The organism is Mesorhizobium terrae, from assembly GCF_008727715.1.
GTDB lineage: Bacteria > Pseudomonadota > Alphaproteobacteria > Rhizobiales > Rhizobiaceae > Mesorhizobium > Mesorhizobium terrae.
In genome coordinates this window covers 5,249,389-5,272,128 of sequence record NZ_CP044218.1, presented here as the reverse complement: position 1 = coordinate 5,272,128, position 22,740 = coordinate 5,249,389, and the positions used below count along the sequence as shown (strand labels likewise).

26 protein-coding genes are annotated in these 22,740 nt (G+C 64.2%); 18 read left to right on the top strand and 8 right to left on the bottom strand.

Features of this window, described 5'->3' with window-relative positions; genetic code table 11:
* The first annotated feature begins 214 nt into the window (after positions 1-214).
* From FZF13_RS26575 to FZF13_RS26560, 4 genes are all read left to right on the top strand, one after another.
* Complete coding sequence (locus tag FZF13_RS26575) at positions 215-949, top strand: glycosyltransferase family 2 protein (protein WP_024923818.1); 735 nt, start codon at positions 215-217, stop codon at positions 947-949.
* Positions 942-1,274, top strand: a complete 333-nt coding sequence (locus FZF13_RS26570; RefSeq protein ID WP_024923817.1) for a lipid-A-disaccharide synthase N-terminal domain-containing protein — start codon at positions 942-944, stop codon at positions 1,272-1,274. The genes FZF13_RS26575 and FZF13_RS26570 overlap by 8 nt, the downstream gene beginning before the upstream one ends.
* A gap of 61 nt (positions 1,275-1,335) precedes the next feature.
* Positions 1,336-2,982: an ArnT family glycosyltransferase gene (locus FZF13_RS26565; protein WP_024923816.1), complete on the top strand. Its 1,647-nt coding sequence runs from the start codon at positions 1,336-1,338 to the stop codon at positions 2,980-2,982.
* A 98-nt stretch (positions 2,983-3,080) separates the two neighbouring features.
* Positions 3,081-3,899: a phosphatase PAP2 family protein gene (locus FZF13_RS26560; RefSeq protein ID WP_024923815.1), complete on the top strand. Its 819-nt coding sequence runs from the start codon at positions 3,081-3,083 to the stop codon at positions 3,897-3,899.
* Here FZF13_RS26560 and FZF13_RS26555 read toward each other — a convergent pair.
* The 3 genes from FZF13_RS26555 to FZF13_RS26545 form a co-directional block, all read right to left on the bottom strand.
* Entirely contained in the window at positions 3,896-4,552 is a 657-nt protein-coding gene (locus FZF13_RS26555) for an FMN-binding negative transcriptional regulator (RefSeq protein WP_024923814.1), read from the bottom strand. The genes FZF13_RS26560 and FZF13_RS26555 overlap by 4 nt on opposite strands.
* 80 nt (positions 4,553-4,632) lie before the next feature.
* Positions 4,633-5,070: an acetyltransferase gene (locus FZF13_RS26550; RefSeq protein ID WP_024923813.1), complete on the bottom strand. Its 438-nt coding sequence runs from the start codon at positions 5,068-5,070 to the stop codon at positions 4,633-4,635.
* A 37-nt stretch (positions 5,071-5,107) separates the two neighbouring features.
* Positions 5,108-5,782, bottom strand: a complete 675-nt coding sequence (locus tag FZF13_RS26545) for an alpha/beta hydrolase (protein WP_024923812.1) — start codon at positions 5,780-5,782, stop codon at positions 5,108-5,110.
* Between the two features lie 251 nt (positions 5,783-6,033).
* Here FZF13_RS26545 and FZF13_RS26540 point away from each other — a divergent pair, with 251 nt between their 5' ends.
* The 11 genes from FZF13_RS26540 (at position 6,034) to FZF13_RS26490 (ending at position 14,349) form a co-directional block, all read left to right on the top strand.
* Entirely contained in the window at positions 6,034-7,194 is a 1,161-nt protein-coding gene (locus FZF13_RS26540) for a cysteine desulfurase family protein (protein ID WP_024923811.1), read from the top strand.
* 177 nt (positions 7,195-7,371) lie between these two features.
* Positions 7,372-8,913: a Fe-S cluster assembly protein SufB gene (sufB, locus tag FZF13_RS26535; protein WP_024923810.1), complete on the top strand. Its 1,542-nt coding sequence runs from the start codon at positions 7,372-7,374 to the stop codon at positions 8,911-8,913.
* A complete protein-coding gene (locus FZF13_RS26530) occupies positions 8,913-9,182 on the top strand; it encodes a hypothetical protein (protein ID WP_139116498.1) in 270 nt (89 codons plus the stop codon). Before sufB ends, FZF13_RS26530 begins: the two co-directional genes overlap by 1 nt.
* Positions 9,183-9,210: 28 nt before the next feature.
* On the top strand, positions 9,211-9,966 hold the full coding sequence (gene sufC / locus FZF13_RS26525; protein WP_024923809.1) for a Fe-S cluster assembly ATPase SufC: 756 nt from the start codon (positions 9,211-9,213) through the stop codon (positions 9,964-9,966).
* Positions 9,967-9,976: 10 nt separating this feature from the next.
* Positions 9,977-11,245, top strand: a complete 1,269-nt coding sequence (gene sufD / locus FZF13_RS26520) for a Fe-S cluster assembly protein SufD (protein ID WP_024923808.1) — start codon at positions 9,977-9,979, stop codon at positions 11,243-11,245.
* A 101-nt stretch (positions 11,246-11,346) separates the two neighbouring features.
* Positions 11,347-12,591: a cysteine desulfurase gene (locus FZF13_RS26515; RefSeq protein ID WP_024923807.1), complete on the top strand. Its 1,245-nt coding sequence runs from the start codon at positions 11,347-11,349 to the stop codon at positions 12,589-12,591.
* A gap of 5 nt (positions 12,592-12,596) precedes the next feature.
* Entirely contained in the window at positions 12,597-12,977 is a 381-nt protein-coding gene (locus tag FZF13_RS26510; RefSeq protein ID WP_024923806.1) for an SUF system Fe-S cluster assembly protein, read from the top strand.
* A 79-nt stretch (positions 12,978-13,056) separates the two neighbouring features.
* Positions 13,057-13,308 carry a type II toxin-antitoxin system ParD family antitoxin gene (locus tag FZF13_RS26505; RefSeq protein WP_024923805.1) on the top strand — a complete coding sequence of 84 codons (252 nt, stop codon included), beginning with the start codon at positions 13,057-13,059 and terminating at the stop codon, positions 13,306-13,308.
* Positions 13,308-13,619 carry a type II toxin-antitoxin system RelE/ParE family toxin gene (locus FZF13_RS26500; RefSeq protein ID WP_024923804.1) on the top strand — a complete coding sequence of 104 codons (312 nt, stop codon included), beginning with the start codon at positions 13,308-13,310 and terminating at the stop codon, positions 13,617-13,619. The genes FZF13_RS26505 and FZF13_RS26500 overlap by 1 nt, the downstream gene beginning before the upstream one ends.
* A gap of 79 nt (positions 13,620-13,698) precedes the next feature.
* The gene (gene sufA / locus FZF13_RS26495; RefSeq protein ID WP_024923803.1) at positions 13,699-14,085 is read left to right on the top strand and encodes a Fe-S cluster assembly scaffold SufA; all 387 of its coding nucleotides are present in this window, start codon (positions 13,699-13,701) and stop codon (positions 14,083-14,085) included.
* A gap of 51 nt (positions 14,086-14,136) precedes the next feature.
* A complete protein-coding gene (locus FZF13_RS26490; protein WP_024923802.1) occupies positions 14,137-14,349 on the top strand; it encodes a hypothetical protein in 213 nt (70 codons plus the stop codon).
* Positions 14,350-14,490: 141 nt separating this feature from the next.
* Here FZF13_RS26490 and FZF13_RS26485 read toward each other — a convergent pair whose 3' ends face one another.
* Positions 14,491-14,988 (bottom strand): GFA family protein, encoded by a 498-nt coding sequence (locus FZF13_RS26485; RefSeq protein ID WP_024923801.1) that lies wholly within the window; start codon positions 14,986-14,988, stop codon positions 14,491-14,493.
* A gap of 111 nt (positions 14,989-15,099) precedes the next feature.
* Between FZF13_RS26485 and FZF13_RS26480 the strand changes: the two genes are divergently transcribed.
* The gene (locus FZF13_RS26480) at positions 15,100-15,423 is read left to right on the top strand and encodes a TfoX/Sxy family protein (RefSeq protein WP_024923800.1); all 324 of its coding nucleotides are present in this window, start codon (positions 15,100-15,102) and stop codon (positions 15,421-15,423) included.
* Between the two features lie 22 nt (positions 15,424-15,445).
* On the opposite strand, the gene FZF13_RS26475 is transcribed toward FZF13_RS26480, so the two are convergent.
* The 4 genes from FZF13_RS26475 to FZF13_RS26460 all read right to left on the bottom strand — a co-directional run bounded on the left by FZF13_RS26475 (position 15,446) and on the right by FZF13_RS26460 (position 18,085).
* Complete coding sequence (locus tag FZF13_RS26475) at positions 15,446-15,865, bottom strand: hypothetical protein (protein WP_024923799.1); 420 nt, start codon at positions 15,863-15,865, stop codon at positions 15,446-15,448.
* A 74-nt stretch (positions 15,866-15,939) separates the two neighbouring features.
* Complete coding sequence (locus tag FZF13_RS26470) at positions 15,940-16,857, bottom strand: pseudouridine-5'-phosphate glycosidase (RefSeq protein ID WP_024923798.1); 918 nt, start codon at positions 16,855-16,857, stop codon at positions 15,940-15,942.
* A gap of 65 nt (positions 16,858-16,922) precedes the next feature.
* Entirely contained in the window at positions 16,923-17,867 is a 945-nt protein-coding gene (locus tag FZF13_RS26465) for a carbohydrate kinase family protein (RefSeq protein WP_065998109.1), read from the bottom strand.
* The gene (locus FZF13_RS26460; RefSeq protein ID WP_137900421.1) at positions 17,864-18,085 is read right to left on the bottom strand and encodes a hypothetical protein; all 222 of its coding nucleotides are present in this window, start codon (positions 18,083-18,085) and stop codon (positions 17,864-17,866) included. The genes FZF13_RS26465 and FZF13_RS26460 overlap by 4 nt, the downstream gene beginning before the upstream one ends.
* 42 nt (positions 18,086-18,127) lie before the next feature.
* Here FZF13_RS26460 and recA point away from each other — a divergent pair, with 42 nt between their 5' ends.
* Positions 18,128-19,213 (top strand): recombinase RecA, encoded by a 1,086-nt coding sequence (gene recA / locus FZF13_RS26455; RefSeq protein WP_024923796.1) that lies wholly within the window; start codon positions 18,128-18,130, stop codon positions 19,211-19,213.
* Positions 19,214-19,629: 416 nt separating this feature from the next.
* Positions 19,630-22,293 carry an alanine--tRNA ligase gene (gene alaS, locus FZF13_RS26450; protein WP_024923795.1) on the top strand — a complete coding sequence of 888 codons (2,664 nt, stop codon included), beginning with the start codon at positions 19,630-19,632 and terminating at the stop codon, positions 22,291-22,293.
* Positions 22,294-22,740 lie beyond the last annotated feature (447 nt).

Here is a 22,740-nt window from a genome sequence, read left to right as displayed (position 1 = left end):
GCGCAATCACAAGGATCGCGGTGCGCTTGCCGATTTGCGGGCATGCCCTACATCACGAATTCTTGAATTGAGGGGCTCTGCTTGCTTCGATGACGGTGCCAGCGTATGGAAGCGCGCGCCTGTTTGGGCGCGCCGCCGTTCCAGAGCTTGCTTCGGATCGACACGCGTTGCTTCAGTTTCGAAGAGATTGCCGTTTCAGATCAGTTTGATAGCCATGGCGGATGCATTGATCTCCATTGTCATTCCTGGCCGCAACGAGGCGGCCAATCTTCCCCTTCTGATCGACGAGATCGCTAGCGCGATGAGTGGGCGCGATTTCGAGATCATCATCGTCGATGACGGTTCGACCGACGACACGGCTGCCGTGCTCGCCGCCCAGGCATCCACGCAGCCCTTTCCCGTCCGTCACATCCGCCACGACAAATCGTCCGGGCAGAGCCTTGCCGTGCGGTCCGGCATTTGGGCCGCGCGCGGCGACATCGTCGCCACCATCGACGGTGACGGCCAGAACGACCCGCAATACATCCCGGTCCTGGTCGATGCCTTGCGCAATGCCGGCCCCGATGTGGCCGCGGCACAGGGCCAGCGCCTGAAGCGGCGCGACAGCAAGGCCAAGCAGCTCGCCTCGCGCTTCGCCAACTGGCTGCGCAACGCCATCCTGCACGACGAGACCCGCGACACCGGCTGCGGGCTGAAGGCCGTGCGCACCGAGGTATTCCGCAAGATTCCGTTCTTCGACGGCACCCACCGCTTCGTTCCAGCGCTGATCATCCAGGAAGGTTATGGCGTGGTCCATTGCGACGTCGTCGACCGCTCGCGCCGCCACGGCAAGTCCAATTACGGCATCTTCGACCGCGGCCTGCAGGGGACCGCCGATCTCGTCGGGGTATGGTGGCTGCGGCGCCGGCGCCGGCGAATGCCAAAGGCAAGGGAAGTGACCCATGGATAGCGTGTTGCAGGGCTTGGTTACATGGCTGCACGAGGTCTTCGTGCAGCAATTCGACGGCTGGGTGCTTTTGGGCTTCATCGCCCAGTTCTTCTTCACCATGCGCTTCGTCGTGCAATGGGTGGCTTCCGAACGCGCCAAGCGTTCCGTGGTGCCGATCGCCTTCTGGTTCTTCTCGCTCGGCGGCGGCGGGCTGCTCCTGGTCTATGCCATCCAGCGTCGCGACCCGGTCTTCATCGCCGGCCAGGGGCTCGGCCTGTTCATCTACGTCCGCAATCTTTGGCTGATTGCCAATGAGCGCAAGGCGGCGATGAGCAAGGTCGACTGACCGGATGGCCAGCGCGTCTTCGGCGGATCGCATCGAGGGGAAGGGGGCCGGACGCGTGGAGATGACCCGCAGATATCTCTTCCTGTTCCTGTTCAGCCTGGTGCTTTCGGCGTCGGGCCTGGCCAGCCTGCCGGTGGTCGACCGCGACGAGGCGCGTTTCGTCCAGGCCACCAAGCAGATGGCCGAGAGCGGCGACTATGTCGACATCCGCTTCCAGGATGCGTCCCGCTACAAGAAACCGGTCGGCATCTACTGGCTGCAGTCGGCGGCCGTGGCGCTGAGCGGCGATGGCGCCGCCGCACCTATCTGGGTCTATCGCCTGATCTCGGCGCTGGGCATCGCCGTCGCGGTCGTGGCTGTCGCCTGGACCGGCGCCAATCTGTTCGGTCCCAATGCCGGCGTTGCCGCCGGCCTTGTCGTCGCAGCCATCTTCGCCACCGCCTTCGAGGGGCGCATCGCCAAGACGGATGCCGTGCTGCTTGCCTGTTGCGTGGTCGCGCAGGGCGCGCTGGCGCAGATTTACGTCGCTTCCCGTCGCAATGAAGCTTCGCCCGGCTATCTACCTTGGCTATTCTGGGCAGCACAAGGCATCGGCATCCTGATCAAGGGGCCGATCACTCCGCTATTGTCGATCGTCACCATCCTCACCCTCATCGCCTTCCAGCGCGACTGGCGCTGGCTGGCAAGGCTGAAGGCCGGACGCGGCCTTTTGCTGCTGGCGCTGATCGTGCTGCCCTGGCTCGCCGCCATCACCTGGAAAAGCGGCGGCGCCTTCTGGCAGGAGGCCGTCGGCAAGGATCTCGTCGGCAAGGTCGCCGAGGGCCAGGAATCGCACGGCATGCCGCCGGGCTATTATTCGCTGACCTATTCGCTGTTCATGTGGCCGTTCGGCCTGCTGGCGGTCGCGGCCGGGCTGAGGGCGCTCAACCATACGCGCGGCGACCCGCGCCTGGCCTTCTGCCTGGCCTGGTATCTGCCATACTGGCTCTTGCTGGAACTGGTGCCGACCAAGCTGCCGCATTACGTGCTGCCGGCCTATCCGGGCCTGGCGCTGCTGGTCGGCTGGCTGTTGACGCTGACGCCGCAGCAGAGCGCGGAACCGTTGAAACGCTGGCAGAACTGGATGTATTGGGCGACCGCCTTCGGTCTGGTCGTCGTCACGCTGGGGTTGGCGGCAGTTGCCGTCGGCGCGCCGCTTTACCTCACCGGCACGTTTAACCCCTGGAGCGTTCCGGCCGCTGCCTTCGCCCTTGCCGCCGGCTATCTCGCTTTCCCGCGTAACCAGCAAATGCCGCTGAAGCGCATCGGCGCGGCCGCCGTCGCGGCCGGTGCCACCTATGCCGTGCTGATCGGCCTGATCGTGCCGGCGCTGACGCCGATCTGGCTGACGCCGCGCATCGTCGCCGCGATCAACCAGAGCCTCCCATGTCCGACCTCGGTACTGGCTTCATCGGCTTATCACGAGCCCAGCCTCGTCTTCATGGCCGGCACCAAGACTTTGCTCACCGATACGGCGGGCGCGGCTGCCCATCTCGCCGCCGATCCCGCCTGCGCGCTGGCTCTCGTGTCGGTCGCGGACGACGCTGCCTTGCAGGCGGCGCTGGCCACGTCAGGCAAGACGGCGGCGCGTGTCGCCGAGATCGACGGAACCAACTATTCGTCCGGCGACAAGCTGGCCCTGGCGCTCTATCGCGTCGCCAAACCTTGATCGTCCGTCCGCCAGGCCTTGATGATCGGTCATGATAGCGTCACGCTTCACATATTTTGGCTCCGCCGGTCAGCGGGGCCGGGCAAAGGGCCTCGATCATGAATGACGCTGGCGATCCGCACCGGTCGCTGTTGCCGCGGATGCTGGCGCGCAGCCGCCAGAATTCCAGCGCCACCTTCGCCATCATCGGCCGCCGCTTCCGCGTGCGGCCGGCGCTGTATGGCCACATCTCCTGGTGGCCGTGGGCGGCGGGCATAGCGCTTCTCGCCGCCTTCGCAGCCGCCTTCCTCGATCAGGCCTCGGTGCGGAACTGGCACGAGATCTTCGGCGCCTCGGGTGAAATCCTCACCCAGCTCGGCCTCGGGCAATGGTATCTGTGGCCGGCGGCGGGCTGGCTGCTGGTCGCCAACCAGATCGACTGGGCAAGCCTGCGCCGTGAGAAGCTGATGGCGGTCTATAACCGCACCTGCATCGCCATGTTCGTGCTCGTCGGCGTCGGCCTGCCGGGCTTGCTCAACATCGTGCTGAAGATCGTCTTCGGCCGCGCTCGCCCGAAATTGTTTGCCCAGGAAGGGGCGTTTTCGTTCCATCCAGGCGCGGTCAACGCCGTCTATGCGTCTTTCCCGTCCGGCCATGCCACCACCATGGGTTCGGTGGCCGGCGTGCTGGTGCTGTTGTTCCCGCGCGCCAAATATCCGATTTTGGCCCTGTGCATGGCGATCACCGCCACGCGCGTCGTCGTCGGCGCGCATTATCCGAGCGACACCATCGTCGGTTTCGGCATGGGTTTCGGCCTCGCCGTGGCGACGGGCCTGGTATTCGCGCGGCTGGGCTTTCTGTTCCGCACCATGCCGGCGGGCCTGCCGGTGCTCAAGCGGACCGTCTGGGGATCGCGCCGGAAAACGGCGCTAGCCTAGCCCTGTTCCACGCCGCCGTAGCGCCGCACCAGGCTTGCCATATCCCCCGATTGCTCCGGGTCCGTCTCGCGATCGAGGCCGTCGGCCACGCCGGCACGGTCGGCGACCGGACGGTTCTGGCTCACCTTCCACTTGCCGTGGATGGTCTGGATGTCGATCTCCAGCCCGACAATGCCCTTGATCTGCGCCTGGATGAATGCCGGCGGGGCGTCGGTGACCGCCCAGGCCTCCTGCCGCCCATTCTCCTGCTGTCTCGTCAGGTCGCCGATCTGCGTGGCCACCCAGGCGCCGTCCTCGATGATGCGCGCCGCGCCGCCCACCTGGACGATGGCGTAGTTCCAGGTCGGCACCACCTTGCCGGTCTCGCGCTTGGTCTCGTACCAGGATGGGGTGACATAGGCGTCGCTGCCCTGGAAGACGACCAGCACCTTTGCTTGCGGGTTGTCGGCGATCAGCCGCCAGTGCGGGTTGGCCCGGGCCATATGGGCGCGCAGCCTGCCATTGGCGCCGACTTCCGCGTCGAGCAGGAAGGGGATGAGATCGGCCGCCGGCCCGTCCGTACCGTTGGAGACCAGCAGCCCGAGCGGATGGGCGCGCATCAGCGCGTGAAGCACTTCGGTGCGGGTTTCGATGAAATGCGGCGGCTGGTACATGGCGACACCTCGTGAGGTGCCTTATTTTGACGCCGATGCAGGCGGCCGGCAATGGACTTGCCGGCGGCCATGCCATGGTTTCAGGCGATTTGCCGCAAGTGGAGCAATGGAAAGGGTTTTCCTGAACCATCGAGTTCGGAGCGCCCGACCTGGACGAAGCCGCATTTCAGATAGAAGGCCAGCGCGCCGGGGTTCTGTTCGTTGACGTCGACGTTGAGCGGGCCCTTCAGCCCCACAGCGTGGTCGACCAGCAACCGGCCGACGCCGCGTCCATGCTGTTCGGGATCGATGAACAGCATTTCCAGATTGGCGCCGTCCAGCCCGGCAAACCCCAGCACGCGGCCGTTGTCGTCTTCGGCGACATGCACCTCCAGCGCCGGAATGTGCAGGTCGCGCAGCCGCGGCAGGAAGAACTGGATGTCGTCCTCGATCAGGAAGTGATGCGTGGCCCGCACCGCGGCGAGCCAGATGTCGACCAGGCGCGCACTGTCGCGCTCGGTATAGCGTCTGATGTTCATGGTCAGTCTCGTTGCCGGGACTGGCTGGGAGAAAAACCTAGCGCAGTCGCTTCGGGCGCGGGTCGGCCAGTTCGCCGGCGAGGCGCCGGTCGAGATAGTCGGCGCATTCCTCGATCAGCAGCTCGGCGTCGTTGGAGAAGAAGTGGTTGGCGCCGGGGAGCGTCTTCTGGGTGATGGTGATGCCCTTCTGCGTATGCAGCTTGTCCACCAGCCCCTGCACGTCCTTGGCCGGCGCCACCTTGTCGGCGTCGCCATGGATGATCAGCCCGGACGATGGGCAGGGCGCCAGGAACGAGAAGTCATAGGTGTTGGGCTGCGGCGCCACCGAGATGAAACCCTCGATTTCCGGACGGCGCATCAACAATTGCATGCCGATCCACGAGCCGAAGGAATAGCCGGCCACCCAGCAGTTTTTGGAATCGGGATGCAGCGACTGCACCCAGTCGAGTGCCGCGGCGGCGTCGGAAAGCTCGCCCGTGCCGTGGTCGAATTCGCCCTGGCTGCGGCCGATGCCGCGGAAGTTGAAGCGCAGCGTGGTGAAGTTGCGCTTCTGGAACATGTAAAAGAGGTCGTAGACGATCTTGTTGTTCATCGTGCCGCCGAACTGCGGGTGCGGGTGCAGAATGATGGCAATCGGCGCGCTCTTTTCCTTCGAAGGCTGATAGCGACCCTCAAGGCGGCCGGCCGGACCGGTGAAAATGACCTCTGGCATAGATGACTCCTGAAATACGCACTACTGGCGTCGTCCGAACAATCCCCACTCTGGCCCCGTAATCTGGCCTTGACGCTGAGCGAGCGTCTACCTAGAAGCTAGTTTAGAACTGTTCAAAACTGGATGACAGGGATGTAAGACCCTGCCATCGCCGCCGCAAGCCGGGTAATAGGACGGCTGGCCTTGGAATTTCAAGGAAATAACGCTTTCGCCCCAACGGGCGGGTTTTGAAGGGAAACAATCGGGCAAAAATGGCTGCCGATCGCGCCTATCTCGACCACAATGCCAGCGCGCCGCTGCTTGCCGCGGCGCGTGAGGCTATGGTCGCGGCGCTGGATGCCGCCAACCCGTCCTCGGTCCATGCCGAGGGGCGTGCCGCGCGGCGGCTGGTCGAGGACGCGCGGCGCGACGTCGCCGCTCTCGTCAACGCCAAGCCCGAACACGTCGTTTTCACCTCTGGTGCCACGGAAGCCGCCGCCACGCTGCTGACGCCGGACTGGCGCATGGGCCGCGCCGCGCTGCGCATGGCACGGCTTTATGTGTCGGAGGCGGACCATCCCTGCCTGCTGAACGGCGGCCGTTTCGCGCCGGACAGGATCACCCGCATTGCCGTCGACGCCGACGGCCTCGTCGATCTCGATGCGCTGGCGGCAGCACTTGCCGGCCACGACAAGGCCGAGGGCCTGCCGCTGGTGGCGATCCATGGCGCCAACAACGAGACCGGCGTCATCCAGCCAATTGCCGAAATTGCGGCAATCGTCAAAGCCGCCGGCGGTGTGCTTGTGGTCGACGCGGTGCAGGCCGCAGGGCGCATTCCGCTCGATATGTCAGTGCCTTATGCGGATTATGTGATTCTCTCCTCGCACAAGATCGGTGGCCCGAAAGGCGTCGGCGCGATCGTCGCCGCCTCCGACCTGATGATGCCGAAGCCGCTGGTTGCGGGCGGCGGCCAGGAGAAGGGCCATCGCGGCGGCACGGAAAACCTGCCGGGTATCGCTGGTTTCGGCGCGGCCGCGCGATCAGCACTTGCCGGTCTCGCCACCATCGATGCGGTCGGTCAGCGGCGCGACGCCATCGAGGCGATCGTGAAGGAACTGGTGCCGGACGTCGAAATCTTCGGAAAGCGCGCGCCGCGCCTTGCCAACACGACATTCTTCGCTATTGCGGGCGTCAAGGCAGAGACGGCGCAGATCGCTTTCGATCTTGCGGGCGTAGCACTTTCGGCCGGGTCCGCCTGTTCGTCCGGCAAGGTCGGGGCCAGCCACGTGCTGAAGGCCATGGGCCGCGGCGAGAGCGAGGGCGCGCTGCGCGTCTCGATCGGCGCGTCGACCACGGCCGAGGATATCGAACGCTTTCGTTCCGTGCTCGCCGGCATCGCCGCGCGCCGGACCGGACGCGAAAAAGCCGCCTGAAGGCGGCGAAAAGTTCAGGCTTCGGCCTGGTAGAGCCGTGTGTTCCGCATTGGCCGGGTGATTTCCTGGCTGGAGCGCACTATATGGAACTTACGCCGCCAGCACGGCCCTTTGGGTCGGCGGTGCCATAGTTTGAAAACGGCCGGGCCTTGACCTCGGCATGGATGGAGAACGCTTATGCCTGCCGTGCAGGAGACGATCGATCGAGTCCGAAAGATCGACGTCGACCAATACAAGTATGGATTCGAGACCCAGATCGAGACCGACAAGGCACCCAAGGGCCTTTCGGAAGACATCATCCGTTTCATCTCCGACAAGAAGAACGAGCCGGCATGGATGCTGGAATGGCGCCTGGAAGCGTATCGCCGCTGGCTGACGCTGGAAGAGCCGACCTGGGCGCGTGTCGAATATCCGAAGATCGATTTCCAGGACCTTCATTATTACGCGGCACCGAAGAACCAGTCCGGCCCGAAGTCGCTGGACGAGGTCGATCCGGAACTGCTCAAGGTCTATGAAAAGCTCGGCATCCCGTTGAGGGAGCAGGAGATTCTGGCCGGCGTGCAGAAGGAAAAGGCACCGGTCGACGGGCTGGATGGTGAAGAGCTGGACGGCGAAGCGAGCGACAATGTCTACAAGTCCGGCCGCGTCGCGGTCGACGCCGTGTTTGACTCCGTTTCGGTCGTCACCACCTTCAAGGATGAGCTGGCCAAGGCCGGCGTCATCTTCTGCTCGATCTCGGAAGCCATCCGCGAACATCCGGAGCTGGTGAAGAAATATCTGGGCTCGGTCGTGCCGACCTCGGACAATTTCTACGCGACGCTGAACTCGGCCGTGTTCACCGACGGCTCCTTCGTCTTCGTGCCGAAGGGCGTGCGCTGTCCGATGGAGCTTTCCACCTATTTCCGCATCAACGAGAAGAACACCGGCCAGTTCGAGCGCACGCTGATCATCGCCGAGGAGGGGGCTTACGTCTCCTATCTCGAGGGCTGCACCGCACCCCAGCGCGACGAGAACCAGCTTCACGCCGCCGTGGTCGAGCTGGTTGCGCTCGACGATGCCGAAATCAAATATTCGACCGTGCAGAACTGGTATCCGGGCGACGCCGAAGGCAAGGGCGGCATCTACAACTTCGTCACCAAGCGTGGCGACTGCCGCGGCCACCGTTCGAAGATTTCGTGGACGCAGGTCGAGACCGGATCGGCCATCACCTGGAAATACCCGTCCTGCATCCTGCGCGGCGACGAGAGCCAGGGCAATTTCTATTCGATCGCTGTGTCGAACGGCTATCAGCAGATCGATAGCGGCACCAAGATGATCCATCTCGGCAAGAACACCAAGAGCCGGATCATCTCCAAGGGCATCGCGGCGGGGTTCTCGCAGAACACCTATCGCGGCCAGGTCTCGGCCCACCGCAAGGCGACCAACGCGCGCAACTTCACCAACTGCGACTCGTTGCTGATCGGCGACCAGTGCGGCGCTCACACGGTGCCCTACATGGAAGCCAAGAACTCGACCGCCAAGTTCGAACACGAGGCGACCACCTCGAAGATTTCCGAGGATCAGAAGTTCTACGTCATGCAGCGCGGCATCCCCGAAGAAGAGGCCATCGCGCTCATCGTCAACGGCTTCGTCAAGGATGTCATCCAGGAACTGCCGATGGAGTTCGCCGTCGAGGCGCAGAAGCTCATCGGCATCAGCCTGGAGGGGAGCGTGGGGTAGTGAGCGCGAGCCCCAAACTCCCTCGAATTGCCAACGTAATACAGTGGGCAATGATCGGTGTTTTGGGCTTGTTTCTCACCGCTGCAATTGGCGGGGCCGTCTTGGTATTGATTGGTGCGATGGGCGGCTGGCCAGAACTTAAAGCACTAGGCGGTTATGCAGCCGGAATTGGTGCTGTTGGATTTTTTCTTGGGTTGTTTGTGATGCCACCGTTTTTCAGGTTTGTGTCCGAGCTCTCAAGAGTGACTGACCGCGATAGAGCGCGGTGAAGAAATTGAATTTCTGAAGGTAAGAACGATGCTTGAGATCAAGAACCTGCATGCCCGCATCGCCGATGACGGCACCGAGATCATCCGCGGGCTGAACCTGACGGTGAACAAGGGCGAAGTCGCCGCCATCATGGGCCCGAACGGCTCGGGCAAGTCGACGCTGTCCTATATCCTCGCCGGCCGCGAGGACTATGAAGTCACCGAGGGCGACATCCTCTACAACGGCGAATCCATCCTGGAGATGGACCCGGCCGAACGCGCCGCCGCCGGCATCTTCCTCGCTTTCCAGTATCCGATGGAGATACCGGGCGTGGCGACGATGGAATTCCTGAAAGTGGCCATGAACGCCCAGCGCAAGGCGCGTGGCGAGGAGCCGCTGAAGGTTCCGGAATTCCTCAAGCTGGTGAAGGAGGCCGCCGCCTCGCTCAGCATGGACATCTCCATGCTGAAGCGTCCGCTCAATGTCGGTTTCTCCGGCGGCGAGAAGAAGCGCGCCGAAATCCTGCAGATGAAGCTGCTCGCGCCGAAGCTGTGCGTGCTCGACGAGACCGATTCCGGCCTCGACATCGACGCGCTGAAGATCGTCTCCGACGGCGTCAACGCTTTGCGTTCGCCCGACCGCGCCATCATCGTCATCACCCACTACCAGCGGCTGCTGGAGCACATCGTGCCCGACAGCGTGCACGTGCTCTACAAGGGCCAGGTCATCAAGTCCGGCGACAAGTCGCTGGCGCTCGACCTCGAAGCCAATGGTTACGCCGGCGTGATCGGCGAGGCCGCGTGAGGGGGCTGTCATGAATGTACATGCTCAACCGCAGCTGACCCAGGCCGAGATGGCGCTGATCGAGGCCTTTGGCGAGCGGCAGTCGCTGCTGCCGGGCGACGGCGACGTGATGGTTCGCCGCGACAACGCCGTCGAGGCGCTGAAGGGCGGCCTGCCCACCAAGCGCATCGAAAGCTGGCACTACACCAATCTGCGCACCTTGCTCACCGTGGTGCCGGGCTTCGATCCGGCGGCCAAGGCCAAGGCGCTCGCGCCGGTCGTCGAAGGTTCGGCGGTGGTCTCGGTGCTGAATGGCGCCTCCGCCGCCAAGTTCCCGGCAGTCGAAGGCGTTTCCTTCGCGCGCCTGTCCGACAAGCTGACCGACGGCAGCTTCGCGCCGGCGCTCGATCTTTATGGCAGCGATGACGCTATCGGCGCCTTGAACGTCGCCTTCGTTGCCGACGGTGTGCTGGTCGACGTCGCCGACGGTGTCGAACTGGAAAAGCCGATCGAGCTGCAGAACCTGCAGGCCGGAGGCCAGAGCCATGTGCGCCTGGCCGCGCGCGTCGGCAAGGGCGCCAAGGCCGTCATCCTCGAGCGGCAGGCCGGCGAGGGCGCCACGCTCACTTCGTCCGTCAGCCAGTTGACGCTGGACGACGGGGCTGACGTCACCTGGCTGATCGTGCAGGAGCAGCCCGAGACGGCTTCGCATCTTGCCCAGTTCAAGGCCTGGATCGGCAAGGACGCCAAGCTGACCCTGTTCATCATGAATGCCGGCGGCAAGCTGGTGCGCCAGGAAATCGTCGTGGCGACCAAGGGCGAAGGCGCCGACTTCCAATTGCGCGGCGTCAACCTCCTGGCCGGCGACACGCACACCGACGTCACCATGGTGCTCGACCACTCCGTGCCGCACACCACCTCGACGGAAGTGATCCGCAACGTGGTCACCGGCAAGGCGCGCGGCGTCTTCCAGGGCCGCATCAACGTGCATCAATACGCCCAGAAGACCGACGCCAAGATGGCCTGCAACACGCTTCTGTTGTCAGACGACGGCGAGTTTTCGACCAAGCCGGAGCTCGAAATCTTCGCCGACGACGTGCAGTGCGGCCACGGCGCCACCGTCACCGAGATCGACCACGGCCATCTGTTCTACCTGATGGCGCGCGGCATCGACGAGAAGACGGCGCGTGGCCTTCTGGTCAAGGCCTTCGTCGCCGAGGTCATCGAGGAACTGGACGACGAACAAATCGTCGAGGCGCTGGAAAGCAGGCTCGACGAGTGGTTCGCGACGCATGGCTAGTGAGTAGCGAATAGGGAGTAGCGAGTAGAGGCGGAAATCATAGAGCCGCACTCACACTACTGACTGACCACTACTCACTGTTCACTTCGAACGGGCAGGAAATGGACCACGTGCTGAACACTACGGCTCCCTATGATGTCGAGGCGATCCGCCGCGACTTCCCGATTCTGTCGCGCGAGGTCTACGGCAAGCCGCTGGTCTATCTCGACAACGGCGCGTCGGCGCAGAAGCCTTTGGCCGTGATCGAGGCCATCGACCATGCCTACCGCAACGAATACGCCAACGTGCATCGCGGCCTGCATTTCCTGTCGAATGCCGCCACCGATGCCTATGAAAAGGCACGCGAAACCGTGCGGCGCTTCCTCAACGCGCCGAGCACCGACAACATCGTCTTCACCTCGAACACCACGGCGGCGATCAACACGGTCGCTTACGGCTTCGGCATGCCGAACATCGGCGAGGGCGACGAGATCGTGCTTTCCATCATGGAGCACCATTCCAACATCGTGCCGTGGCATTTCATCCGCGAGCGCCAGGGCGCGAAGCTGGTCTGGGTGCCGGTCGATGATCTCGGCGCCTTCCACATCGAGGATTTCGAGAAGAGCCTGACCCCGCGCACCAAGCTGGTCGCCATCACCCAGATGTCGAACGCGCTGGGCACCGTGACGCCGATCAAGGAAATCTGCCGCATCGCGCATGAGCGCGGCATTCCGGTGCTGGTCGACGGCAGCCAGAGCGCCGTGCACATGCCGATCGACGTGGCTGATCTGGATTGCGATTTCTTCGTCTTCACCGGCCACAAGGTCTACGGCCCCTCCGGCATCGGCGTGCTCTACGGCAAGAAGGAGCGGCTAGAAGCCATGCGCCCCTTCATGGGCGGCGGCGAGATGATCGAGGAGGTGACCGAGGACATCGTCACCTACAACGATCCGCCGCATCGCTTCGAGGCCGGCACACCGCCGATCGTGCAGGCGATCGGGCTGGGTGCGGCGCTCGAATATATGGAAAAGGTCGGGCGCGAGCGCATCGCCGCGCATGAGGCCGAGCTGAAGGCCTACGCGCATGAGCGGCTGCGCTCGATCAACTCGCTGCGCATCTTCGGCGACGCGCCTGACAAGGGCGCCATCATCTCCTTCGAACTCAAGGGCATCCACGCCCATGACGTGTCGATGGTGATTGATCGGCAGGGCGTTGCCGTCCGCGCCGGCACCCATTGCGCACAGCCGCTGTTGAAACGCTTCGGCGTCACCTCCACATGCAGGGCATCCTTCGGCATGTACAACACGCGTGCCGAGGTTGACGCCTTGGTCGAGGCGCTGGAAAAAGCACGGAAATTCTTCGGGTAAGCACCATGCAGGACGCCGCCATCACCGAACAAGAGACGCCACCGCCGGCCGCTGCCGCCTCGGCCATTCCCGCCGACGAGCTGGCGCGCATCACCGACGACATCGTCTCGGCGCTGAAGACCGTCTACGACCCCGAAATCCCGGCCGACATCTATGAGCTCGGCCTGGTCTACAAGATCGACATCGAGGACGACCGTTCGGTCAAGATCGACATGACGCTGACCGCGCCCGGCTGCCCGGTGGCCGGCGAGATGCCGGGCTGGGTCGAGAACGCCGTCGGCGCCGTCGAAGGCGTTTCCGGCGTCGAGGTCAAGATGGTGTTCGACCCGCCATGGACGCCCGACCGCATGTCGGAAGAGGCGCAGGTCGCGGTCGGCTGGTATTAGGCCAGACGCCTGCCTCTAATAACAAAAATTGCGCCATTTTTGACATGTGCTATGATGCACTGACGCAAGGAGCCAAGTCATGAACGTTTCTCTTGGCGAGCGCTGGGAAAACTTTGTCGCGACGGCGGTCGAGGAAGGCCGTTACGGCTCCGCGAGCGAGGTTGTGCGCGAAGGTCTTCGCCTCGTGGAGGAACGGGAGGCCAAACTGGCGTCCCTTCGACAGACGATCAAGGCTGCCATCGATCGCGGCGGCAGCCATAGCGCCGAAGAGGTCGAAGCCGCGGTCAAGGCCCGGCTCGACCGGTTGAATCTCGGCGAAGCGTCGCGCTGATGAGCAGACTGCGCTTCACCAGCGAGGCGCTCGAGAATCTGGCTGACATCGCATTCTATATTGCAATGAGCACGGGCAGCCGCCCGCTTGCGGAGAACTTCGTTAAGCAGATAACGCAGAAATGCGGCCGCCTTGCATCTCTCCCTGGCACGCTTGGGCGCGACAGGTCCGAACTTCGGACCGGTCTACGCAGCATCGTATTGAAGGGCTACGTCATTTTCTTCCGCTATCGAGACGATATCGTCGAAGTGGTGACAGTTCTGGAAGGTCATAGGGATATAGATGGCTACTTTCACGACGAAGAAAGCTGACCGACTTGCCAATCGGCGCTTCATCGACCATCTATGGGGTATCCGCGGGCCTTGAACCCGCGCGAAAGTGGAGAGTGACATGGGACGCTTCGCCGTCATTTCGATGACCGACAAGGCCGCTGAGCGCGTGCGCGAGATCATGGCCACGCGCGAGAATGCGCATGGCATCCGCCTCGGCATCAAGAAGGGCGGCTGCGCCGGCATGGAATATACGGTCGACCTGGTGACCGAGCCCAATCCCAAGGACGACCATATCGAACGCGACGGCGCCCACGTCTATGTCGCGCCGGAGGCGGCACTGTTCCTGTTCGGCACCGAGATGGATTTCGAGCAGACGACGCTGCGCACCGGCTTAACCTTCCGCAATCCGAACCAGTCTTCCGCTTGTGGCTGCGGCGAATCGGTCGAGCTGAAGCCCGCCGACCTCAAGGCGCTGGCCGAAGCCCGCGCCCAAAGCGCGGCGTAAGGTTTTTGCGGCGGTGGGCGCGGAAGCCTATCGCTGGGCTTGCGCTTTTTCATGAGCGCTTCCATCTCGATCCGACCGGCCAGTGCCGCCGATCATGTGCGGCTTGCCGTTTCACGCGGCCTCGGCCGGGTCGACTGGACAGCCGATCGCAATAATTCTCGCCTGCTCGCTTTCTATGACGAAACCGGAGCTATGCGCGAGGAAGACAAGGTCTTCTTCCGCCTGAAGGGTGAAGCACTGAAGGAATTTGCCGGCGAGGACTAGCGCCTCTTTCTTCTCCCCGTTTACGGGGAGAAGGTGGCCCGAAGGGCCGGATGAGGGGCAGAGCTAGCTTCGAAAAGTCCGCGCCGCCCCTCATCTGCCTGCCGGCATCTTCTCCCCGTGAACGGGGAGAAGACAGAATCCTCATTCCACCCACATGCCGGTCCGCCGATGCCAGTCCGCGATCGATTCCTCAGGATAGAGAGCAAACACCTTGTCGCCGTCGCGGATGTTCGGCTCCGTCCAGCCGGCCTTGTATTTCAGCATCAGATGCGTGCGCTCCGGCGGCGCCGGCAGGTCGGTGTCGACGGCCGACGCGAAGGGATGCACGAGTTCGGGCCAGGTCGGATCGTAGAGCCACAGCGCCGAGCCGCAGTGCGTGCAGAAATTGCGCTCGCCGGTGGCGGTTTCGCAGACCGGCCGTTCGTCGTCCTGGATTTCGGCGCGATAGACGCCGAGCTTTTCCCCGCCGCTCACCTTCAGCGTCGCGGAGTTGGCGCCAAGATTGATCGCATAGCCGCCGCTGCCCTGCTGCTTGCGGCAGATCGAGCAATAGCAGAGCTGATAGGGCACGGGCGTGTGGCTCTCGACCTCGAAGTGGACGGCGCCGCAACGGCAGGAGCCTTGAAGAAGCATGGGCATGATCGTCTCCTCGCTGGATCGACCCTATCCTACAGCCGATCGGCTCGAAATCTGTCAGGAGAACTTGCCCGGCGTCGTGACGAGTGCGTCGGGGAGTGTCATGATCGTTTCATGGACAATGACGCTATCGCCGATCTTTTCGCCGGCCTCGGCCCGGTCGACATCCGCCGCCTGTTCGGTGGCAAGGGCATTTATTTCGACAATGTCATCATCGCCATCGATCTGCGCGGCGAATTGATGCTGAAGGGCGATGCCCAGCTGGCTTCCGAGTTCGAGGCCGCCGGCTGCAGGCAATGGAGTTATGTCGGCTCCAAGCATGGCAAGCAGGTTTCCATGCCTTACTGGACCGTGCCCGACGGTGCCGTCGACGATCCCGACGAAATGGCCGCCTGGGCGCGCAAATCCTACGAAGCGGGCCTGCGCGCCGGAAAATGAGGCGTCCGAAAATCCCTGCCGATCAACGGCAGGGATAGGCGTTCATCTTTTTCTCGAAATCGATATCGACGGACGACGTCAGCTTGCCGTTGAGCGCGTAGCCCTGAAACACGGAATAGGCGGCTGAGGCCGTAAAGCCGTGTTTTTCAAGGAATTTTACGTTCTCGGCTTCCGCCTCCTGGCTGCCCAGCTTATCGAAGCGAGCATACCATTTGCTGTAAGCCGTATAGGGCTTCTTGTTGTAGGGCGCCTTGGTCTGCAAGCCGGCGTCGATCCACTTCTTGAAGCTGGCCTCTTTCACGAATGCCCTGCCTTCCTTGATCTGCTTGGCCACCTGCTGCTCGTAAGGCGAGCATTTTGCGGCGGCCTGCGCGCCTGCCATGCCGGTTAGCAAAGCGGTGGCGCAAAAGGCAACGACGGTCAGTTTCCGCTGTATCGACATTCATCCCTCTCAACGACGGCGTTTCGTAAACTTAAGGAGTGTCCGGCAGGGCGCTCCTTTTCAGCGTCGAGACCCTACAGCGCCTTGGCAACCCGCGCCGCGACGCGGGCATTGTTTTCCACCAGCGCGATATTGGTCTTCAGGCTGCGGCCGTTGGTGAGTTCGAGGATTTTGCCGAGCAGGAACGGTGTCACCGACTTGCCGGTGACATTCTGTGCTTCCGCCGCCTTCTGCGCCGCCTCGATATAGCCGGCCATTTCGGCCGCCGGGATCTCGTCGGCGACCGGAACCGGATTGGCCACCAGCACGCCGCCATCGATGCCGAGCGCCTGGCGCGTCTTGAACAGCTTCGCGATCTTTTCGGGTGCGTCCAGCGTCAGCGGCGCGCGGAAAGGCGACTGCCTCGACCAGAAGGCCGGCATCGTCTCGCAGCCATGGCCGATCACCGGCACGCCGCGCGTCTCCAGCACTTCCAGCGTCTTTTCGATGTCGAGGATCGCCTTGGCGCCGGCCGACACCACGATCACCGGCGTGCGGGCCAGCTCGTCGAGGTCGGCGGAGATGTCAAAGCTCTTTTCGGCGCCCTTGTGTACGCCGCCGATGCCGCCGGTCGCGAACACCTTGATGCCGGCCATATGCGCGGCGATCATGGTTGCCGCCACCGTCGTGCCGCCGGTGCGGCCTTCGGCGACGGCGAAGGCGAAATCGGCGCGCGACAGCTTCATGGCATCGCCCGTCATGGCCAGCGATTCGCGCTCGCCGTCGGAAAGGCCGATCTTGATGCGGCCCTTGACCACGGCGATCGTCGCCGGAACCGCGCCTTCATCGGCAATGATCTTCTCGACATTGGCCGCCATCGCGCCATTGTCGGGATAGGGCATGCCGTGGGTGATGATGGTCGATTCCAGCGCCACCACCGGGCGCCCGGCTGCCAGTGCTTCCGCCACCGGGGCGTGGATGTCGATATAGGGGCGGGCGGTTTCAAGCGTCATTGGAAATCTCCGGTCGGCTGCCGCGCTGTCTGTGCTGCGCCGTCAACAATCTGTTCGGGCCGTCCTCATGCCACTTCCCGCGCCTGCGGCACAAGGGCCAGGGCTGCGGCAAAGGATGCCGGGGTGAAGTCGGGTATGGCGAGCGGGCTTTCGATGGCAAGCCCGGCCGCCGCCACGCCCTCGCGCAAGGCGGCGCGCAGCGGCTGGCCATGCAGCAATGCGGCGACAGTGGCGCCGGCCAGCGCATCGCCCGCGCCGGTGACGTCGACGACCGCGCGGGGCGGCGGCGGCGCGATCGAGAAGGCACCGTCCTTGTCGAAGCCGAGCGCCGGCCGGTCTCCCGCCGTCACCACGCCGCCGCGCAGGCCGATGCCGCGCAGGCCGGCCACCAGCTCGGCCTCGCCTGCGTCGCGCGCCAGGCCGGTCAGCGCCGATGCCTCGCGCCGGTTCATGAACAGCAAGGCAGGGCGCTCGAAGATCGGTGCCAGCCGCACCACCTTGGCCGGCGAGATGGCGATGACGAAGACCGGTTTTTCGCCGGCCGTCGCGGTCAGCCGCTCCAGCGCCGCCGTCGGCAAATTGGCGTCGGTGAGCACGGCGTCTGCCTGATCCACCGCCGTGCGCACGCTGGCGCGCCGCATCTGTTTGGGAAAGGCCAGCTCATAAAGCCCCATATCGGCGAAACCCACCACCAGCTCGCCGTCGCGGTCGAGGATCGCCGTGTAGCTCGGCGTGGTGCGGTCGAGGAATGTCGCGGAGAGGTCGGCGATGCCGGCCTCGGCGATGGCGCGCGCCACCGTCTCGCCGGCGCCGTCGCCGCCGCGTGTGGAGATGAGCGAGGCCGAAACGCCGCGCCGCACCACCGTGCGCAGCGCGTTGAAGACACCGCCGCCGACATCCTCGCGCATGGTGCCGGGGTTGGACGCCGCCGGCACATAGGCGCCCGCTACCTGGCCGCGCCGGTCGATATGCGCGCCGCCGGCCGCGAAAAGCTTGGGGGGCTGGTTCATGCCTGTGCCCCGATCAGGCCCGCGCGTGGCTGCGTCACGCTGCTCCTGCCGAATCGACCAGGCGTTTCCGGAGCGTTTGCCGCGATCGCATCTGGGGACAGGTTTTGCGGCTTGCTGACAAAACAAAAAAAGAACAAATACGGATAATTCATATTTTTCAACAGTTTGATGTGTCTTGCCAAAATAGAACAAAAAGGGTACATATTCACAGGAACCACCGGACGATCCGGCCTTCATTGACGACCAAGGGGTGATGTATCATGGCTCAGAATAGCTTGAGGCTTGTAGAGGACAATTCGGTGGACAAAACAAAAGCTCTGGACGCTGCGCTGTCGCAGATCGAGCGGGCATTCGGCAAGGGCTCGATCATGCGGCTCGGCGCCAATGAGCAGGTGGTCGAGATCGAGACGGTGCCGACCGGCTCGCTGGGACTCGACATCGCGCTCGGCGTCGGTGGCCTGCCACGCGGCCGCATCATTGAAATCTACGGGCCGGAAAGCTCGGGCAAGACCACGCTGGCGCTGCACACGGTGGCGGAAGCGCAAAAGAAGGGCGGCATCTGCGCCTTCGTCGATGCCGAGCACGCGCTCGACCCGGTCTATGCCCGCAAGCTGGGCGTCAATCTCGAAAATCTCCTGATCTCGCAGCCGGACACCGGCGAGCAGGCGCTGGAGATTTGCGACACGCTGGTGCGCTCGGGCGCCATCGACGTTCTGGTGGTGGACTCGGTCGCGGCGTTGACGCCGCGTGCCGAAATCGAGGGCGAGATGGGCGATTCGCTGCCTGGCCTGCAAGCCCGCCTGATGAGCCAGGCGCTGCGCAAGCTCACCGCCTCCATCTCGCGCTCCAACACCATGGTCATCTTCATCAACCAGATCCGCATGAAGATCGGCGTCATGTTCGGCTCGCCCGAAACCACCACCGGCGGCAACGCGCTGAAGTTCTACGCTTCGGTGCGCCTCGACATCCGCCGTATCGGCTCGATCAAGGACCGCGACGAGGTCGTCGGCAACCAGACCCGCGTCAAGGTGGTCAAGAACAAGCTGGCGCCGCCCTTCAAGGTCATCGAATTCGACATCATGTATGGCGAAGGCGTGTCGAAGACCGGCGAGCTGGTCGATCTCGGCGTCAAGGCCGGCATTGTCGAGAAGTCGGGCGCCTGGTTCTCCTACAATTCCCAGCGCCTCGGTCAGGGTCGCGAGAACGCCAAGCAGTTCCTGCGCGACAATCCGGATACGGCAAACGAAATCGAACTGGCGCTGCGGCAGAATGCCGGGCTGATCGCCGAGAAGCTCCTGCAGAACGGCGGCGCCGACAACGACCTAGACGACGCCGCGGAGGGGTGAGAAGCGGTCCGCGTTAGCGGACGAAAAGCCAACTGCTTGGCTTTTCGAGCTTCGAACGCCCCGAGCCTGCGAGGGGCCGGGCAGCGGCTCGCCTTGGAGCGAATTGAAAGGTCCGGTGGACCTTTCAAAGGGCTCGAACGCCCGAGGCCAAAGCCGAGGGCCGGGAAGCGTTCCGCGAAAAGCCAATTGACTGGCTTTTCGAATTTCGAGCACCCGAGGGCAGGCTTATCGCCCAACTGAGTTCACCGACCGCCGGCCTCGCGCCGGCGGTTCGCGTTTGAGCGCCTCATCCACCCGTCGAGACGGGCAGGAGCGCGCGACGCCGCGTGTTTCTGGACAGGGTGAAACGCTGCCGCTAAAAGGCCTAGTCCATTTCCGCCGCCTCGCGCGGCGGCTTCACCATAAAGGCAGTTTCGATGAGTGGCGTGAACGAAATCCGGTCGACCTTTCTCGACTATTTCCGCAAGGAAGGGCACGAGATTGTCGCCTCCAGCCCGCTGGTGCCGCGCAACGACCCGACGCTGATGTTCACCAATGCCGGCATGGTGCAGTTCAAGAACGTCTTCACGGGTCTCGAGAAGCGGCCCTATTCGCGCGCCGCGACCGCCCAGAAGAGCGTGCGCGCCGGCGGCAAGCACAACGACCTCGACAATGTCGGCTACACCGCGCGCCATCTCACCTTCTTCGAAATGCTCGGCAATTTCTCCTTCGGCGACTATTTCAAGGAACGCGCCATCGAACTTGCCTGGACCCTGATCACCAAGCATTTCGGGCTGAAGAAGGACAAGCTGCTCGTCACCGTCTACCACACCGACGACGAGGCGGCCGGCTACTGGAAGAAGATCGCCGGTTTTTCCGACGACCGCATCATCCGCATCGCCACCTCCGACAATTTCTGGGCGATGGGCGACACCGGCCCGTGCGGCCCGTGCTCGGAAATCTTCATCGACCGCGGCGAGCACATCTGGGGCGGCCCTCCCGGCAGCCCGGAAGAGGACGGCGACCGCTTCCTCGAATTCTGGAACCTGGTCTTCATGCAATATGAGCAGGTTTCGAAGGATCAACGCGTCGACCTGCCGCGCCCCTCGATCGACACCGGCATGGGGCTGGAGCGCATGGCTTCCATCCTGCAAGGGGTGGAGAGCGTCTTCGAGACCGACCTGTTCCGCCATCTGATCGACGCGGCGTCCTCCGCCCTCGGCCATGGCCCGAATGCCGATAATGTCGGTTCCTTCCGCGTCATCGCCGATCATCTGCGCTCCTCCTCGTTCCTGGTGGCCGACGGCGTGCTGCCCTCCAACGAAGGCCGCGGCTATGTACTGCGCCGCATCATGCGGCGCGCCATGCGCCATGCGCAGCTCTTGGGCGCTTCCGAGCCGCTGATGTGGAAGCTGGTGCCGGCGCTGGTGCGCGAGATGGGCCAGGCCTATCCGGAACTGGTGCGCGGCGAGGCGCTGATCACCGAGACGCTGAAGCTGGAGGAAACCCGCTTCCGCAAGACGCTGGTGCGCGGCCTCGGCCTGCTCGGCGAGGCAACCGACAAGCTCGGCGCCGGCGACATGCTGGACGGCGAGACCGCCTTCAAGCTCTACGACACCTACGGCTTCCCGCTGGACCTGACGCAGGATGCGCTACGCCAGCGCTCGATCTCCGTTGATCTCGCCGGCTTCACCGACGCGATGGAGCGGCAGAAGGCGGAAGCCCGCGCCCATTGGGCGGGCTCCGGCGAGGCGGCCACCGAGACCGTCTGGTTCTCCGTGCGCGACAAGACTGGCGCCACCGAATTCCTCGGTTACGAGACCGAGAAGGCGGAAGGCATCGTCGCCACCATCGTGCGCGATGGCAAGGTGGTCGACGACGCCAAGGAAGGCGATACGGTTGCCATCGTCGTCAACCAGACGCCGTTCTACGGCGAGTCCGGCGGCCAGATGGGCGATACCGGCACGATCACCGGCGAAGGTTTCCGCATCGACGTCACCGACACGCAGAAGAAGGCCGATGGCCTGTTCGTCCATCTCGGCAAGGTTGCCAAAGGCGCGGTGAAGACCGGCGTCGCCGTCGAACTCGAGGTCGACCATGCGCGCCGTTCGCGCCTGCGCTCCAACCATTCGGCCACGCACCTCATCCACGAGGCGCTGCGCGAGGTGCTGGGCACGCATGTCGCCCAGAAGGGCTCGCTGGTGGCGCCCGAGCGGCTGCGTTTCGACATCTCGCACAACAAGCCGATTTCGGCCGAGGAGATGGAAGTGGTCGAGCGGATGGCGAACGAGATCGTCGTGCAGAACAGCCCGGTCACCACGCGGCTGATGTCGGTCGACGACGCCATTGCCGAAGGCGCCATGGCGCTGTTCGGCGAAAAATATGGCGACGAGGTGCGGGTGGTCGCGATGGGCACCGGCCTGCATGGCGCCAAGGCCAACCGGCCCTATTCGGTCGAGCTGTGCGGCGGTACCCATGTGAAGGCGACCGGCGACATCGGCCTCGTGCGCATCGTCTCGGACAGCGGTGTGGCCGCCGGCGTGCGCCGCATCGAGGCGCTGACCGGTGAGGCGGCGCGCCGCCATCTCGATGAGCAGGACCGGCGCCTGAAGACGGTGGCGGCGACGCTGAAGATTTCGCCGGCCGACGTGCCCGCGCGGGTGGAAGCGCTGCTGGAAGAGCGCAAGAAGCTGGAGCGCGAACTGACCGACGCGAAGAAGAAGCTCGCCATGGGCGGCGGCGCTGCCAACGGCGCTGCCGAGACCGCGTCCGAGACGGTGGCCGGCGTCGGTTTCATGGGCAAGGCGGTGTCGGGTGTCGCGCCGAAGGACCTGAAGTCGCTGGCCGACGAAGGCAAGAAGGCACTGGGCTCCGGCGTGGTCGTGCTGGTCGGCGAGGCCGACGGCAAGGCGAGCGTCGTCGTCGCCGTCACCGAGGATCTCACCGCGCGTTTCAGCGCGGTCGATCTGGTGCGGGTCGCCTCGGCCGCACTCGGCGGGCAGGGCGGCGGCGGCCGGCCCGATATGGCGCAGGCCGGCGGCCCCGATGCCTCCAAGGCCGACGACGCGATCGCCGCGGTCAGGGCGACACTGGCGGCCTGAGCCACGCAAATTCTGGATGATCAATCGATGCCGGGCGTTTCGCCCGGCATTTTCTATTGTGCTGATGGGTGGCAATCACCGCCGACCCGATGCGCCGGTAGATCGCGTCATTCCGGCCGAGCGCAGCGAGAGCCGGAACCATTGGCCGCAACATCATCGAGCCCGGCCCGGTCCTCGTCCTGAACCGTTCATGCAGCAGGGCTGGCGTCGCATGTTTCACGGCTGTCTACGCGAACCTATTTCCGGGCCGCGCTGCTCAATGGGTTCCGGGTCGGCACTCGGCTCCGCCTCGCTTGCCCGGAATGATGAAGGTTTGGGATGCCGCTCCGTCATATTCCTCTGACGGCTCGAAACAGGGTGAAGATGGCGACACGCCGCCGTCATTCCGGCCGAGCGCAGCGAGAGCCGGAACCTATTGGCCCCACTTCGTCGAGCCCGGCCCGGTCC